This is a genomic window from Paraburkholderia aspalathi (assembly GCF_900116445.1).
GTDB classification, from domain to species: Bacteria; Pseudomonadota; Gammaproteobacteria; order Burkholderiales; family Burkholderiaceae; genus Paraburkholderia; species Paraburkholderia aspalathi.
On sequence record NZ_FPBH01000018.1, the window covers coordinates 1 to 16,249 of the forward strand.

The window sequence follows — 16,249 nt, forward strand, 5'->3', positions numbered from 1 at the left end:
CGTCTTTGCGTCATGCCAACCTGGCTCCACGATTGTCCTGGAGATATAACGCTTGAGACGCTCAACGGTTGTCATGATTTTAGGAAATATCAATAGCATGGTCTCTCCGAGCACTATTGGAAAAATGCAGTTTGTATTCCGGTCTTCGGTTTGCGCGGCGGTAAAAGGGCGCTAGCATTGCGTTTCATGGAGCGGACGAGGCACGCTTTGCGTCGCTACAGACGTCACTGTGGCAGACCTAGGTAACTATCCTAGGCCAGCATACTGATGCCCAGTCACGAACCTGCTTTTTTCGGTATTGCGAAAACTCGCATTCCTGATTTCGGTGTGAAACGGGCGTTCGTCCAAAGAAAACCTGCGCGGTCACCCTGCTTGGCTTCTAATCGCGCATTACCGTCGACTTGAATCGACTCGACTACCTCTTCTTCAAAGAAGATTGGCCCTTCCACCGCGACTGAATCTCCTACATGGATGACATTCCGTTCGATGACAACACCGAACTTTCCAGTCATTTCTTTGGCGACGGTGCCGATGTATTGATAATGTTCCGGCACGACGTCTATGCGGCCAGTCCGGTAAAAGACCGGACGTATATCAGTGCCATTCCAGCCGAGTCTGGGAGCATTCACAGCGAGTCGATAGAGATCAAACGCTGTCATGAGACCGAGGTCGGTCCCCGTCGTGACGTCCAGTAACTCCTGCCGAAATGGCATTCGGTTCTCGCGGTCAAGCGGAGGAAGGTGTCTTTGATGGTTGATGATGGACAAACCTTTCACATCCACACGCTTAAGTTCCTTTGCCAAAATGAACACGTGTTTGTCCGCTTGTGTCGCATCATCGTCGCTCGGATACCCCCCGATGCCCTTGATATCGACAACGAGAAGAGGGCTTATGTCGTGAATTTGCAGATCCTCTCTACGAGTCTTGCCTTCGCGATCGCGCTCTTCGTCAACGTCGACGACCTTGTCAAATCCAAATGCCGCGAGCGCGTTCTTTACAGCGCTGACTAGGACGTCTCCCGTGCCAGTGAGCAAGTCGTGGAGCCATCCTTTCTCAGTTTTCTCTAGCTCGATCTCGTCACTTAGTGCCGCGACACGTCTGTCTGCTTCTTGTCTTATGGATGCCTGCGCTGCCTGCAGTTCATTGATGCGGGGTAATTCGTATTCCGGGCGATGCGTCCATTTCCCTTTTTCGATCTCAGGGAAGAGATGAGGTGAGAGGTCAGGAAGGACGTTGAGAATTAGATCTCGCAGAAATCCGGTCTTGTCAGCGATTTGCGGCACAACAATAACGGTTCCCTTACTTCCGAGGCAACTGGACAATGCCACTGGATCGCCGAATTTATTCACAGCGAGCGTGTCCCAACCGTTGTGATTGTTGTACTTCCCGGCAAGGGTGCATTCGAAACGGCCGCCGGGCAAATACTGCGCGAGTAACTTCGTGAGAGGAGAGTTCATATCGGTTATGAACATCTCTTGGCCTGCTTGGTCGGACACGTGGATATCCCTCAAGTCCTCAACCAAGCCCCAGATATTCCAGTCTACGCTGCGTTCTTGTGTGAAATGGCCACCGAATCCCCGAGCTACCTTTAACTCATGCTCCGCCGCAGGCGCAGCAAACGCCACAAACACCCCCCCGGCCTTAAGGATGCGATTGAACGCGGGTTGGGCCTGAGAGACGGTGCGCACCCTATTGTCGATGTAACCGAGGTCACATTTCGCCCAAAGATCCATTTCCCCATCCGGACGATGAGGGTCGCCGACAGAACCATTCCCTAGCTCACGCAAGGTGAAGTCTGCGACGACTATTTCTTGCTCTTCGTAATCTGTCAGTTCGATATTTTGTATGACTGGGAGGAAGCCTGTCCCCTTTTTGACCCGATATGGCCGCCCTAGAGTCGAGTCTGAAACATTTTCGAACCAATTGCGCAGATCGCTCGCTGCAGGTGAGGCAATGTCAAGCAGCATTATTTTTGGCTTTGCAAAGGCTTTGCTAGACGTCGTCCCGCTTGTGTCGACCTGTGTATCAGTTTTTTTATTTCTGAAGATTGTCATTTCACTTACTTTGCTTGCAAAGGTTGTGAGCTCAGTCAGCGACCAGCGCGGCAGATCGCCAGTAGGCGTCCCAGCCAAGCTATTTCATTAGAGCATGTGTGGAGTACTGGCAAGCATACCGCGATTGAAGGTTGAAACCGCTCGCTTTCTATCGGATTGAGCTCCCAAGGGCCGGAGCATTTCCAATGTCCACCGCGCGTAGTCAATGCCGCGACGTGTCGCCCCCCTATGTATGGTTTTCCACTATCGCAGTCCCCCTCCCCGCCTGCGCTTCTCTTGGGTGGCTGCTTTTGATGCAGTCACCGATACCAGGCCTGGCCGTGCCGCTGGAAGGGGGCGCAGGCTACTTGAGAGGTGCAGAAGTGATGCGTTTTGATGCGCGTCGCGGCGGCATCGTGAGCCTGCATAGCGTTAGCAACGTTCACGATCTTACAAACCGGCGCGGGCGGTTGTGACCCCGCCACACCTGCCCGGAAAAACGAGTGGTTTTTATGCACTCATGCGGCCCACCTCTCAGGCCGCCCGTGGCGGGGTCGCGGCGTGCACATGGCTCCGAAAAACTATGCGAATTTATGCACCCTGTTTATGCGACCGGGGCGACGCGCTCCTGCTGATTCTGGAAACGGCGCAAAAAAAACGTAACAACGTAACGTAGGTCGAGAATCGGGCGCAAACCCTTGTGGGCATTGGGTTTGCAGCGTTACAAAAAAACGTAACATAACGCAACCGAAGATGTAACGGAACACTTAACTATTTGATTCTAAAGAGAAGTGATTTTTTGCTATGTTACGTTTTTCCTATGTAACCTTGTTACGGTGTTGTTATCCTGAAGTTACGTTAATGTTACGTTTTTTCAAAAGCCTCTAACCCTTATGCAGCAAGGCTTTCCGGGATTTTTGCCGCCGATGTTACGTTTTTTCCTGAGCAAGGTGATTTTAAGAGGGTTTAGCTAATTTCGAGCCGCTTGGGCATTGGGTGCGGTCGACATGGCCAGTCGGCCGCCGGCGCTGCGCGCTCTTGCATGGCAGCCGGGAAGCGCCAATTGGTAGAAGTCTGCCGTGGCATATATAAGAATGCCTAAGTAATCTAGAGGGGACAGGTGGCAGATTTCTATTCACTCGCACTTGCGGTCAATATGCATCCATGCAGCCTGTTCCTGATGTCGGCCGTGATGGGGTTGTGCGACGGAGAGGCCATAGTTGATGTCGGCGACCGCTCGCTACGTCGATGTGGGATAGCCGCTCCTTCAAAAAACGGAAGGCGCTGCGACATTCATAGGGGGCTTGATGATCATCTCTGCGTGGCATGTCGTATGGGCTGCGATCACCCAGACTGTAACCCAAATGGGAATGACGCTACTTGGTATTAGCGCGTCAATCATCGTGTTGATTGTTGGCTTGGTAATAGTGTTTAAAAGAGATGGCATGACTGCTGTGCGTGTACATTGGAAGAAAAATATTGTGGTGGTTTTGCTGCCAATTTGCGCAATTTGGGGTGGTGTCGTTATATATAACGTTGTGGAAATGATTTACAGCGACCACGTCAGGGAAAGGAATGCACTAGAGAGACTCGCTACGGCATTAGAGTCATCGAACGATCTATTTAAGGATGCGGAAATTGAGTGGGACGGACGCGGAGATGTCACGTTTGTCTTCACCGCCTTGCGGTCCGGTGACGACCTGCACGTTTATCTCGATCTTCGGCAAGGGAGCAACGTGCTCGGCGAGTCCTATTTGTTCGGCGGCCAGCCTTCAAAGCAGCCGCGCGTCGAAATTGGTACTATTTCGCATTTTGTGCGAGACGAACGCCTGAAAGTCACTTTGGCAGCGGTTTCGCACGTGGAAGGAGGCCAAATGGTGTTTCAGTGGGGCGCCAAAAAATATCAGAATTATGCAGTCGGGGTAAACTACGGTGACTATATTGGAAGAATAGTTGCGGTAGAGAAAAGTGGTCCTAAAGAATATCATTCGTATTTTGTTGTCGTGCCCAGAACATTCTTTGATGAAAAATCTAATTCCGCTGTTCTCGGCCCTGCTTTCATTGTTGGACCTAGTGTTCTCAGGGTGATCAAGAATTGGGACGCAACTTAACGCTTCGTTGCCAAGTGGCAAAAAAGCCGGGGTAAGTAGAAAATGCGGGGTATTCGGCGTATCATCCCCTCCCCGTGAACTATCGCCGCCGGAGGAAGGCCGCCCAAGTGACGTTTGGCGGCCGAGTTGGACCCATTGCCGACTGTCGGGTCGTCGCGGTTCCGACGACAGATATCAGAGTGGTACGGCCATCCTCAGCCCTCGTCTATGAATCCGTCTGCGGCCTTTGAGGATGCTCAGGCAACGATCCAGACAACGCTCGCCCCCGTCGGTTGCCTGCAGTCCATTGGTTGATGGCTATATCAATTCGGTGAACGCAAGCTTTCGCCCCAGCACTCCCCGTTCTTCTGTATAGCGGAGGCTAACATCGGACCAACCTGCAATATTCGTGGGACAGGCCGAGACGCCGGGGCTTGGCCAGATACGCATAAGGACACGCGCAAACAGGTCAGCCAATCCCTTTTAAATATTCCAGTGCCTTTAATTGCTCTGCGCTCATTTGACCAATGCTATCCGAGATCAATGTAGCTTCCTTGAGCTTGTTTTCTGGCACAAAGTATCGAACTGGTCGTTTATCAACGGGCCCCTCAAAATTATTATCCCTTTCAGATGAAACGATGTTCCAAGCATCCAAAATATTTTTGGCTGTATAGAAAGAACTCCATGTCATGCCGACCACAAATGTATCATCTTTGGGCATCTCCCTGTCTTCTGCCGCGAAAAATACGTGTCCAATATGCTCACGCGTTTCGCGAAACGGCGAATTTGGCTTGCGTGTCAGAAAATAATTTATTGCCACTAAATCGTCCGAAGCCTGTTCAGCCAGAAGGTCAAAAATTGTCACCGCTTTTCCAACGCCCACCGTTGCCGAAATCGTGCCCCCTCGATTCCCCGTTGGAGCCGCAGCGGCTTCTTTTGCCGTAGCGTAGGTACGCAAATCAGTTCGAACGGCAAGCATATCTGATTTAAGCTCGGGCAATGCCTTGACAATTGATTGCGTCAATTCTAGGTTCGACCGCAGTCCGGCAGACGTGCTTTCCAAATCATTATGGGTACGGTCCATTCTGCCCAATTGAATGGATAATTGTTGATTGGTTCGATTCTGACTTTCACCTTGCATGAAAGCATATACGATCGCAACAATGCCCAAAACAATTGAAATAAGCGTCCCCGCAAGCCCAATCCCATCAACAGCACTTCTTATATTCGCCCAGTTATATGTCGCCTGATAAATAGAATGTTGGATTATGAATTCAGTTAATAACAATATAATTACCACACTAATTGCTACGCGTTTTTCTTTTTTATGAAAAATTTCTTCGTTGCTCATCTAATCTCTCGCTCAAATGCTTTCTTGCTTCTATTAAATTAATTTTGGATTCGATTTTACTTCATGGTGTGGCACCATCCTAATTGACCGAACGGCTTGCAGTATATTACCGCTTGTCAAGCGACACCGCGATCGAGCGAATGTACGCAGAGGCCGACGACATGCATTAAATCGCTGGGTCGAACGACTGTTGATGGGCGGAAGTGGCCGCAAGAACGTCCATCTGGCAGCCTACATGAATGCCGCTTCATGGCCGATTGTCGTCGGATGTGCGCGCGAGTCAGGACCAGGTAGCGGTCGGCTGCTGCTCAAAGAGGGGAATTTTGTATGCTACAGATTTACTATAGCAATGGCAGAAATCCCATCTGACGGGCGTTGCGCCTGTCGTTCCACCCCCTGAATTATCGTCGCCGGGCAAGACCCAGTAACATGACTGTGGGCAGCGCAGTTCGACACGAATCGGAAATTCGGAGTGAAGGGTTGGCGACGCAGTCCGGACACACTTATAAGCTGGTGACCGACCTACATGCTGCGCCACAAAAGAGAAGAGCCACCGCTAGCGGTGGCTCTTCTCGCGGATCTGCGCGATTGTCCCTAATTAAGCGTTCGCCCCATCACGCCGTCATAGTCGTCTCCAGAGCGCCCGTTGCCGCCGGAGCCTGCCTTGTCTCGAAGCAGCCCCTCAATCGAAATATCGATGTCGCGATCTACAATGGTCAATGCCTTGCCGGCGAACGAGACGTGCATCGTTGCAAGCTCTTCATCGGAAAGATCCTGCAGTTCCTCGATCATATCGACATGGAACACCTTGGTTTGTCCCGACACGAAATGAATCATGATGGCGCGCCCTTCAGGTATATAGGTAACCTCGTCGGCCAACGGTACCGCTCCGAATAGCTTCGTCCAAGCAAGACTGTAACCGTAATCGGACAGGTGACTTGTCTTGACGTCGACCTTTAGCTTGACCACATGCTTGACCACATAAAGGTCGTCCACCGTGTGTCCTGGCTCATCTTCCTCGACCTCGGGCGGCGCCTCATCGCGAGCTTGGATGATCTTCATAGCTGAATTCCGAATTCGCCTATACCAAAGACAGTCAAAGTTGTACGACGGGTGGCGGAATCATAGGTTCCGCCGAGAATCTGTCTGGCCCCAAAATGTCCCTTCTTGCCAAGGGGCTCAACGACTTCCCTTGTTAGATTCCAGTAGCGATTTTCCAGGCAAATACCTTTCACAGCATCCATCCAAGCGTCTCGCACGGCCGGGAGCACAGCTTTGATGGTAGCTGAAATTTCGATGACTAGCTTTCCGGACAAACCACCGCATGAGGCGTCCCAGAAACTTACCCCGTTGTGCCAAAAGGAAAACTGGAACCTCGCGGACCAGTCCTTTCCATCAACATGTACATGCGGCGGGCAATGTTCGTCTCTAGTAAAGACGGCAATTCGCATTCCGTTATATTCGGCTACCTTCATTCTCAGCGTCTCTTTTTCTTTTTGGCGCTTCGCCAGCATTACGCACGCAACGTGCCACACCGCCAAGTGTAGCCGATTGTCCCGAACCCAACGCGCGGGAATGTTGCGTCGCTTAGCACTAGATCGGCAACAGGTATCGCCAGCTACTCGCCCTGATGAGGCGCTTTTATCTCATTGGCGTCAACGATGGATTGTTCAACTCGCCGGCGACTTACGCCCTGCATGTAAAGCATGGCGGACACAGATGAGCGCACGCGAGCCGGGACCACGCAGCGGTCCGCTGATGCTCTAAAACGGAAAGTTTTTGCATGCTACAGATCTGCTACAGCGGTGGCGGAAGTCCATAACTGACGGGCATTTCGCCTGTCATTCCACCCCCTGAACTACGGGGCGAGGACCAAACCAAAACAGCCGCCGCAATCCCGCCGACAACCAACTCCCGGCAAGGACCAGGCGAGTCCAAATTCGCCAACGAGCGCAGAGCGCATCAAACACGCCTATCCACGAGGAGGGCTGCAAAGCCCGCCCCACAAAGCAAACGGCCCAGCGGGCATCACCCACTGGGCCGCGCGAACCACCCGGCACACTACATCAAGCAGCGCACCCCCGGCTCAACCTAGCTCGCTCAGAATTCCACCACCGCAAACTCCGCCTTGCTGACATCGCACAGCGGGCAGCGCCAGTCGTCCGGAATCGCGGCGAAGCGCGTGCCCGGGGCGATACCTTCTTCGGGAAGGCCTTCTTCTTCGTTGTAGATCCAGCCGCAAATCAGGCAGACCCAGCTCTTATATTCAATCAGTTCAATTACTTCGCTCACGACGTACTCTTCTTTGGTTCGGTGCATTGATCCGCCAAATCTGCCCCTTTTTTGGGCATGGCGGCGATCCGCAATATTACCGGAATTTGTCAATTGGACAGATATTTACCCATGCGGCATCGCCGCAAAGTGCCTGAGACATGTCCGGGCCCGCGTGACGGACCCGTCATACACAGCGTGTATGCTTTGATCCGCAGCTAGTCGTTTGGACAGGCGCGCCGGGCGCCTGGCATGCATTGCGACGATCGGCCCGAGGTAACTGGAACCACGATCGACGCCCGCATGGCCCGCGCATGACTCTCGTTTCCCAAAAAGGAGAAAAACGATGTTTAAAAACAAATGGTTGGCCGGAACTGTATTGGCCGGGTTGCTCGCGGTATCGGGCGCGGCGCAGGCCGCTGGCGTGTCTTTCGTGCAACCGGCGGACGGCGCGACCGTCACCAATCCGGTGCACGTGGTGTTCGGCGTCGACGGCATGAAGATCGCGCCGGCTGGCACGATGACGGAAGGCACGGGCCATCATCATCTGCTGATCGACGGTAAGCCGCTTCCCAAGGGCGAAGTGATTCCCGCCACCGACAAATCGCTTCACTTCGGCAAAGGCCAGACCGAAACCGATCTGACGCTGCCGCCGGGTGACCACACGCTGACGCTGCAATTCGGTGACGGCGCGCATCGTTCGTATGGCCCCGAAATGAGCAAAACCATCACAGTGCACGTGAAGTAACGTCACAGGTGAGGCGGCTGGACGAGCGCGAGCGCCGTCCGGCCGCGTTGTTCTGTTTTATCTCCTGGCTCGCGCAGCGCTTGAACCCAGGCGGATCCGGTCTGCATCGGGCTTGCGTACGGTTCCTCCCCATTTTGCAAGCCGGTCATTCGGCCTATCTCTTCCGGCAGACAGGCACCCGCCCGCGCGCCCGGTACAATGAGCAGTTCCGACTCATCGCTGTCTTCTCCAATTCTCCATGTCGCTTTACACCATTACCGGGGCCCAACTGGCGTTCGGTCACGTCGCGTTGCTCGATCACGCGGATTTCTCTCTCGAAGCGGGCGAGCGCGTTGGGCTGATCGGCCGTAACGGCGCGGGCAAGTCGTCGCTGCTGAAAATCGTCGCCGATCTGACCAAGCCGGACGACGGCCTCGTCACGCGCCAACAGGGCCTGACGTCGGTCTACGTGCCACAAGAGCCGGAGTTCGATACGGACGACACGGTGTTCGAAGCGGTCGCCGCCGGTCTGACCCACGCCCGCGACCTGCTGGATCAATACGACGCGGTCGCCAATCAGCTCGCCGACGAGCCGGAAGGCCCGGAGCACGACGCGCTGATGTCGCGCATGAACACGCTGCAATCGGCGCTCGACCATTCGGATGCCTGGAACTGGAGCACGCGCGTGGCCACCACGCTGCAGCAGATTGGTCTGAATGGCGAGGCGCGGGTCGGTTCGTTGTCGGGCGGGATGCAAAAGCGCGTCGCGCTGGCGCGTGCGCTGGTCGTGCAGCCGGATGTGCTGCTGCTCGACGAGCCGACCAACCACCTGGACTTCGACGGCATCCGCTGGCTCGAGGAACTGCTGGTCTCGCTGCGCGCGGGTTTGCTCTTCATCACCCACGATCGCGCGTTTCTCGACCGTGTGGCCACGCGCATCGTCGAACTGGATCGCGGGCGTCTGCTGTCGTATCCGGGTAATTTCAGCGCCTACCAGACCAGGAAGGCACAGCAGCTTGAAGTGGAGCAAGTGGAAGCGGCCAAGTTCGACAAGTTGCTCGCACAGGAAGAAGTGTGGATTCGCAAAGGCGTGGAAGCACGCCGTACGCGTAGCGTCGGCCGGATCGCGCGGCTCGTGGAGATGCGCAACGAGCGCGCCGAACGCCGCAACGTCCAGGGCAACGTCAAGCTCGACGTGGGCCAGGGCGAGAAGTCCGGCAAGATCGTCGCTGAGCTGACCGACGTCACCAAGCGCTACGGTTCGCGCACGGTGGTCGATACCTTCACGGCCACGGTGATGCGCGGCGACAAGATCGGCTTTGTCGGTCCGAACGGTGCGGGCAAGACCACGTTGCTGAAGATGATCCTCGGCGAATTGCCGCCGGACGAAGGCACGGTGCGAATCGGCACCAATCTGCAGGTTGCATACTTTGACCAGATGCGCGCGCAGCTCGATCTGGACAAGAGCCTCGCCGATACGATCAGCCCGGGTAGCGAGTGGGTTGAAGTCAATGGCCAGAAGAAGCACGTGATGAGCTATCTCGGCGACTTCCTGTTCGCGCCGGAACGCGCGCGGTCGCCGGTTAAGTCGCTGTCGGGCGGCGAGCGCAATCGCCTGCTGCTCGCGCGCCTGTTCGCGCGGCCGGCCAACGTGCTGGTGCTCGACGAACCGACCAACGACCTCGACATCCCGACGCTCGAACTGCTCGAAGAATTGCTCACCGAATACGACGGCACCGTGCTGCTGGTCAGCCACGATCGCGCGTTCCTCGATAACGTCGCGACCTCGGTGATCGCGTCGGAAGGCGGCGGCAAGTGGCGCGAGTACGTCGGTGGCTTTACGGACTGGCAGATTCAGCGCGACCGTTCGCAACAGATGGCGCAGGACGCGCAGAAAGACGCGGCTAAAGAAGTGGCGTCGAAAGACAGCGGCGCAGCCAGCGCGGGCCGTAATACGCAGCGCGCGGCCAAGCTGTCGTTCAAGGACCAGCGCGAGCTCGAGGCGTTGCCGGCGAAAATTGCCGCGCTCGAAGCGGAGCAGAAAACCATTGGCGCCCAACTCGAAGACGGTTCGGTCTTCGCGAAAGATGCTCAGGAAGGTACGCGTCTGACCGAGCGCTACGCCGCGATCGACGAGGAACTGCTGATCGCGCTGGAACGCTGGGACGAGCTGGAAAACAAGCGCAAGTGATACAGGGGGGGCGGCGTGATCCGAGGTTGCGCCGAATTCATGCAGAGGACGGGGGGCGCGGCTGCGCAGCGGGCCCGTCGCAGTTTTTTACGGTCCCGTAGCGGTTTCATCGCGGTCGCACAATTGGCCGAAGTCGTGCGTCGCGCCTTATCCAAACGGCCAATCCCGCACCACGTGAATTGCCGCCCGTATCGAAATCAGTAAAATACCCCGCGAACAGGCTTCCCCGGCGTTCGCACCGGCTGGCCGTTGCCGGGCTGTTGAGTAAGCCCGCATCGAGCCGCCGTCGAGCGCGCCCATGGGAAGCCAGGCGATAAAACACGTTGCCCGCACTGCGGGCACCCCACCTAACCCCGTTGTTTCGTTTCGCTTTTTTTGAAAACTCAACGCATTGTCCACGGACCTGCCTACAGGACCTGTGGACAACGATGAACCGACGCACCCGAGTCAACCATGTCTACGAAAAAGCCAAACGCCGCGTATAGCGAAGCGTCGATCAAGGTGTTGAAGGGCCTGGAGCCGGTCAAGCAACGGCCCGGGATGTACACCCGCACCGAAAATCCGCTGCACATCATTCAGGAAGTTATCGACAACGCGTCGGACGAGGCCCTTGGCGGCCACGGCCGGCAAATCACGGTCACGCTGCACACGGACCATTCGGTCTCGGTCGAAGACGACGGCCGCGGCATTCCGTTCGGCCTGCATCCGGAAGAAGGCGTGCCGGTTGTCGAAATCGTTTTCACGCGCCTGCACGCTGGCGGCAAGTTCGATAAAGCCGCCGGCGGCGCGTACACGTTCTCGGGCGGCCTGCACGGCGTCGGCGTGTCGGTCACCAACGCGCTGTCCACCCGCCTCGACGTCACCGTATGGCGCGACGGCAAAATCGCCGAGCTGAGTTTTGCCAACGGCGACGTCGCCAAGCAGCTTGAAGTACGCCCCGCGACCAAAGGCGATAAGAAGTCGGGCACGCGCGTTACCGCGTGGGCCAATCCGAAGTACTTCGATTCACCGAACCTGCCGCTGGGCGAATTGCAGCGTCTGCTGCGCTCGAAGGCGGTGCTGCTGCCGGGTGTCGAAGTCACGCTGATCAACGAGAAAACCGGCGAAACGCAAACCTGGAAATACGAAGACGGTCTGCGCGGCTATTTGCTCGAAGGCATGAACGGCAGCGATCTGCTGATCCCGCTGTTCGAAGGCGAGCGCTATGTCGAAAACTCGCGCGCCAGTGAAGAGACGTTTGCCGAAGGCGAGGGCGCCTCGTGGGTCGTCGCATGGAGCGAAGAAGGCACGCTGATGCGCGAGTCGTACGTCAATCTGATTCCGACGCCTGCGGGCGGCACGCACGAATCCGGTTTGCGCGACGGTCTGTTCCAGGCGGTGAAGAGCTTTGTCGAGCTGCATAACCTGCAGCCGAAGGGTGTGAAGCTGCTGGCGGAAGACGTGTTCGCGCGCGTGTCGTTCGTGCTGTCGGCGAAGGTGCTCGATCCGCAATTCCAAGGGCAGATCAAGGAGCGCCTGAATAGCCGTGATGCGGTCAAGCTGGTGTCGTCGTTTTCGCGGCCGGCTTTGGAGCTGTGGCTGAACCAGCACGTCGAGCACGGCAAGAAACTCGCTGACCTCGTCATCAAACAGGCGCAGGCGCGCACCCGTGCCGGCCAGAAGGTCGAGAAGCGCAAGAGCTCGGGCGTGGCCGTTCTGCCGGGCAAGCTGACCGATTGCGAATCGACGGAAATCGGCCGCAACGAATTGTTCCTCGTCGAGGGTGACTCGGCGGGCGGTTCGGCGAAAATGGGCCGCGACAAGGAATACCAGGCGATCCTGCCGCTGCGCGGCAAGGTGCTGAACACCTGGGAAACCGAGCGCGACCGCCTGTTCGCCAACAACGAAGTGCACGACATTTCGGTGGCGATCGGCGTCGATCCGCATAGCCCGGACGACAAGGTCGATCTGTCGAATCTGCGTTACGGCAAGATCTGCATCTTGTCGGACGCTGACGTCGACGGTTCGCACATCCAGGTGTTGCTGCTCACGCTGTTCTTCAAGCATTTCCCGCAACTGATCGAACGCGGGCATGTGTGCGTGGCGCGTCCGCCGCTGTTCCGGGTCGATGCGCCCGCGCGCGGCAAGAAGCCGGCGCAGAAGCTCTATGCGCTCGACGAAGGCGAACTCGAAGCGATCCTGGACAAGCTGCGCAAAGACGGCGTACGCGACACGCAATGGTCCATCAGCCGCTTCAAAGGCCTGGGCGAAATGAGCGCGGAGCAGTTGTGGGACACCACGATGAACCCTGACACGCGGCGACTGACGCCGGTGGCACTCGGCGAACTCGACTATGACGCCACGGTGGCGCGTATGACGATGCTGATGGGCAAGGGCGAAGCGGCGTCGCGGCGCAGCTGGCTGGAAGAAAAGGGCAACGAAGTGGAAGCGGATATCTGAGCGGGCGTTCTTAACAACGCTCTGCCTTCGCACGAAACTTCACGCCAAACACGGATACGGAATCTAGATGGACGACGATAACACTCTCGACCTTTTCACCGAGCCGCCGCCCCCGGAGGGCGACTTCCTGACGCTCGGCAACTACGCGGAACGCCAGTACCTCGACTACGCGGTGAGCGTGGTCAAGGGGCGCGCGCTGCCTGACGTATGCGACGGCCAGAAGCCGGTGCAGCGCCGCATCCTGTTCGCCATGAACGACATGGGCCTTGGCGATAACGCCAAGCCCGTCAAGTCGGCGCGCGTGGTCGGCGATGTGCTGGGTAAGTACCACCCGCACGGCGACCAGTCCGCGTATGACGCGCTGGTGCGTCTCGCGCAAGACTTTTCGATGCGCTATCCGCTGATCGACGGCCAGGGCAACTTCGGCTCGCGCGACGGCGACGGCGCAGCGGCCATGCGCTACACCGAAGCGCGCCTGACGCCGATCGCGAAGCTGCTGCTCGACGAGATCGACCAGGGCACGGTCGACTTCATGAAGAACTACGACGGCGAGTTCGAAGAGCCGAGGCTGTTGCCCGCGCGCTTGCCATTCGTGCTGCTGAATGGCGCATCCGGCATTGCAGTGGGTCTCGCCACGGAAATCCCGTCGCACAATCTGCGTGAAGTCGCAGCGGCTGCGGTCGCGATGATCCGCAATCCGAAGATCGAGCACGCCGAGTTGATGCAACACATCGCCGGGCCGGACTTCCCGGGCGGCGGCCAGATCATTTCGAGCGACGCCGAGATTTCCGCGGCCTACGAAACCGGCCGCGGCAGCCTGAAGGTGCGCGCCCGCTGGAAGATCGAAGAGCTCGCGCGCGGCCAGTGGCAGCTCGTGATTACCGAACTGCCGCCGAACACGGCCGCGCAGAAGGTGCTCGAAGAAATCGAAGAGCAGACCAACCCGAAGATCAAGCTCGGCAAGAAGGCGCTTACGCCCGAGCAGTTGCAGACCAAGCAGACCATGCTCGCGCTGCTCGATGCCGTGCGCGACGAGTCGGGCCGGGACTCACCGGTGCGTCTCGTGTTCGAGCCGAAGTCGAGCCGCATCGATCAAACCGACTTCGTCAACACGTTGCTCGCCCATACGAGTCTCGAGTCGAATGCATCGCTCAATATGGTGATGGTGGGCGGCGATGGCCGGCCGCGTCAGAAGGGCTTGAGCGAGATCATCCACGAGTGGATCGCGTTCCGCTTCGCGACGGTTACGCGCCGCACGCGTCATCGCTTGAGCAAGGTCGACGACCGGATCCATATTCTCGAAGGCCGGATGATCGTCTTTTTGAATATCGACGAAGTCATTCGCATCATCCGCGAATCGGATGAGCCGAAGGTCGCGTTGATGGCCGCATTCGGCTTGTCGGACCGTCAGACCGAAGACATTCTCGAAATCCGCCTGCGTCAGTTGGCGCGTCTCGAGAAGATCAAGATCGAGAAGGAACTGTCCGAACTGCGCGACGAGAAAGCCAAGCTCGAAGAACTGCTCGGCAGCGAAACCGCGATGAAGCGTCTGCTCATCAAGGAAATCGAAGGCGACGCGAAGCAATACGGCGACGAGCGCCGCACGCTGATCCAGCAGGAAAAGCGCGCGACGTTCGAAGCACGTGTAGTCGACGAGCCGGTGACGGTGGTGGTGTCGCAGAAGGGCTGGGTGCGCGCGCTGAAGGGCCACGGCCTGGATGTGGCCGGTTTCACGTTCAAGGCCGGTGACGGCCTCTACGCGGCGTTCCAGTGCCGCACGCCGGACACGCTGGTCGCATGGGGCAGCAATGGCCGTGTCTATTCGGTGGCGGTGGCAATGCTGCCGGGCGGTCGAGGTGATGGCGTGCCGGTCACGTCACTGATCGAACTCGAGTCGGGCAGCCACCTGATGCATTACTACGCGGCGTCCGCGGATCAGGCTTTGCTGCTTGCATCGAGCAACGGCTTCGGCTTTGTCGCCAAGGTCGGCGATATGGTGAGCCGCGTGAAGGCGGGCAAGTCGTTCATGACGATCGACGCTGGCGCTGCACCGCTCGCGCCGATGCCGATGCTGCCGGATGCGACGCATATCGCGTGTTTGTCTTCAGGTGGACGCCTGCTGGTGTTCGGCCTCGACGAAATGAAGACGCTCTCGGGCGGCGGACGCGGCGTTACGCTGATGGCGCTCGACGACAAGGAAACGCTGGTTCAGGCGCTGTCCATCAACAAGGCGGGCGTGGTGTTGATCGGCACGCGTCGAGGTGGCCGTGTCGACGAAGAGAAGCTGAGCGGCGCCACGCTCACGCCGCATATCGGCAAGCGGGCGCGCAAGGGGCGTGCGCCTGAGAGCAAGATGAAGCTCGACGGTATGCGTCCGGTACTCGCTGCGTAATCGTAGCTAGCAGGTCGTAGCTGGAATTAGGTAGAACCAGGCATGAACGCGGCGTGTGCTTTAAAGTGCAAACAGCAACAACGCGCACCTTGAAGCACACGCCGCACGCCGCAAAATTCCGGGGTGCAGCACCGTCGCGGTATCGGGCGCGCTGCAATAACAACTACAAAGAATGTTAAGACGCAGCCAGTACATGGAACTGAGCGCATAGCGCGCGGTCGAATGCGCTCAATAGCCGCTATAAATATCACTCGTCATAAGCGGTGTGGCGTCATCGGGAGAGGAAAACAATTATGAACAAAGCTGTCGAACTCGCACTCTTTTTGCATCTGCTCGCAGTCGCCGTGTGGGTGGGTGGGATGGTATTCGCGCATTTCTGTCTGCGCCCGGCCATTGCCGATCTTTCGCCGCAACTACGCTTGCCTTTGTGGGAATCGGTGTTCAGCCGCTTCTTCAACTGGGTCGCCGCAGCCGTGCTGGTGATTCTCCTCACGGGCGGCTTCCTGCTGATGCAATTCGGTGGTGGTCACGCCACGTGGCCGTTGCATGCCATGGCCGGCCTCGGCATCGTGATGATGCTGATCTTCGGGCACATTCGTTTCGCCGTGTTCCCGCGCATTCGCCGTGCGGTGCAGGCGCAGAAGTGGCCGGATGGCGCGCAGGCAGTCGGTACGATTCGGCGTCTGGTGCTGGTGAATATCGTGCTGGGCGTGGTGACGATCGGCGTAGCGGTGTTGTCGCGCGGGTTCTGACGC

The 16,249-nt window shown here is 57.4% G+C and carries 11 protein-coding genes; 6 read left to right on the top strand and 5 right to left on the bottom strand.

What is annotated here, in order from left to right; genetic code table 11:
* Positions 1–275 precede the first annotated feature (275 nt).
* Positions 276–2,132 carry a hypothetical protein gene (locus tag BM438_RS24790; protein WP_143131749.1) on the bottom strand — a complete coding sequence of 619 codons (1,857 nt, stop codon included), beginning with the start codon at positions 2,130–2,132 and terminating at the stop codon, positions 276–278.
* A 1,208-nt stretch (positions 2,133–3,340) separates the two neighbouring features.
* Here BM438_RS24790 and BM438_RS24795 point away from each other — a divergent pair.
* Positions 3,341–4,144 (top strand): hypothetical protein, encoded by an 804-nt coding sequence (locus BM438_RS24795; RefSeq protein WP_093639311.1) that lies wholly within the window; start codon positions 3,341–3,343, stop codon positions 4,142–4,144.
* Positions 4,145–4,592: 448 nt separating this feature from the next.
* Here the strand turns inward: BM438_RS24795 and BM438_RS24800 are convergent, their stop codons facing one another.
* From BM438_RS24800 to BM438_RS24815, 4 genes are all read right to left on the bottom strand, one after another.
* Complete coding sequence (locus tag BM438_RS24800) at positions 4,593–5,474, bottom strand: hypothetical protein (protein WP_093639314.1); 882 nt, start codon at positions 5,472–5,474, stop codon at positions 4,593–4,595.
* A 594-nt stretch (positions 5,475–6,068) separates the two neighbouring features.
* Positions 6,069–6,536, bottom strand: a complete 468-nt coding sequence (locus BM438_RS24805) for a DUF2442 domain-containing protein (protein WP_093639317.1) — start codon at positions 6,534–6,536, stop codon at positions 6,069–6,071.
* A complete protein-coding gene (locus tag BM438_RS24810; protein ID WP_093639320.1) occupies positions 6,533–6,988 on the bottom strand; it encodes a hypothetical protein in 456 nt (151 codons plus the stop codon). Before BM438_RS24810 ends, BM438_RS24805 begins: the two co-directional genes overlap by 4 nt.
* A gap of 586 nt (positions 6,989–7,574) precedes the next feature.
* Complete coding sequence (locus BM438_RS24815; protein ID WP_093639713.1) at positions 7,575–7,766, bottom strand: rubredoxin; 192 nt, start codon at positions 7,764–7,766, stop codon at positions 7,575–7,577.
* Positions 7,767–8,091: 325 nt separating this feature from the next.
* Here BM438_RS24815 and BM438_RS24820 point away from each other — a divergent pair, with 325 nt between their 5' ends.
* The 5 genes from BM438_RS24820 (at position 8,092) to BM438_RS24840 (ending at position 16,246) form a co-directional block, all read left to right on the top strand.
* Positions 8,092–8,493, top strand: coding sequence for a DUF4399 domain-containing protein (locus BM438_RS24820; RefSeq protein ID WP_054035043.1), 402 nt, complete (start codon positions 8,092–8,094; stop codon positions 8,491–8,493).
* 238 nt (positions 8,494–8,731) lie between these two features.
* Entirely contained in the window at positions 8,732–10,663 is a 1,932-nt protein-coding gene (locus BM438_RS24825; protein ID WP_093639323.1) for an ATP-binding cassette domain-containing protein, read from the top strand.
* A gap of 453 nt (positions 10,664–11,116) precedes the next feature.
* Positions 11,117–13,102 carry a DNA topoisomerase IV subunit B gene (locus BM438_RS24830; RefSeq protein ID WP_093639326.1) on the top strand — a complete coding sequence of 662 codons (1,986 nt, stop codon included), beginning with the start codon at positions 11,117–11,119 and terminating at the stop codon, positions 13,100–13,102.
* A 67-nt stretch (positions 13,103–13,169) separates the two neighbouring features.
* Positions 13,170–15,494, top strand: a complete 2,325-nt coding sequence (gene parC, locus BM438_RS24835) for a DNA topoisomerase IV subunit A (RefSeq protein WP_093639329.1) — start codon at positions 13,170–13,172, stop codon at positions 15,492–15,494.
* A 293-nt stretch (positions 15,495–15,787) separates the two neighbouring features.
* Positions 15,788–16,246: a CopD family protein gene (locus tag BM438_RS24840; protein WP_054035038.1), complete on the top strand. Its 459-nt coding sequence runs from the start codon at positions 15,788–15,790 to the stop codon at positions 16,244–16,246.
* Positions 16,247–16,249 lie beyond the last annotated feature (3 nt).

Coding starts and splice junctions, on each gene's coding strand:
- BM438_RS24795 (WP_093639311.1), top strand. CDS start 3,341: ATGATCATCTCTGCGTGGCATGTCGTATGGGCTGCGATCACCCAGACT.
- BM438_RS24800 (WP_093639314.1), bottom strand. CDS start 5,474: ATGAGCAACGAAGAAATTTTTCATAAAAAAGAAAAACGCGTAGCAATT.
- BM438_RS24805 (WP_093639317.1), bottom strand. CDS start 6,536: ATGAAGATCATCCAAGCTCGCGATGAGGCGCCGCCCGAGGTCGAGGAA.
- BM438_RS24810 (WP_093639320.1), bottom strand. CDS start 6,988: ATGCTGGCGAAGCGCCAAAAAGAAAAAGAGACGCTGAGAATGAAGGTA.
- BM438_RS24820 (WP_054035043.1), top strand. CDS start 8,092: ATGTTTAAAAACAAATGGTTGGCCGGAACTGTATTGGCCGGGTTGCTC.
- BM438_RS24825 (WP_093639323.1), top strand. CDS start 8,732: ATGTCGCTTTACACCATTACCGGGGCCCAACTGGCGTTCGGTCACGTC.
- BM438_RS24830 (WP_093639326.1), top strand. CDS start 11,117: ATGTCTACGAAAAAGCCAAACGCCGCGTATAGCGAAGCGTCGATCAAG.
- parC (WP_093639329.1), top strand. CDS start 13,170: ATGGACGACGATAACACTCTCGACCTTTTCACCGAGCCGCCGCCCCCG.
- BM438_RS24840 (WP_054035038.1), top strand. CDS start 15,788: ATGAACAAAGCTGTCGAACTCGCACTCTTTTTGCATCTGCTCGCAGTC.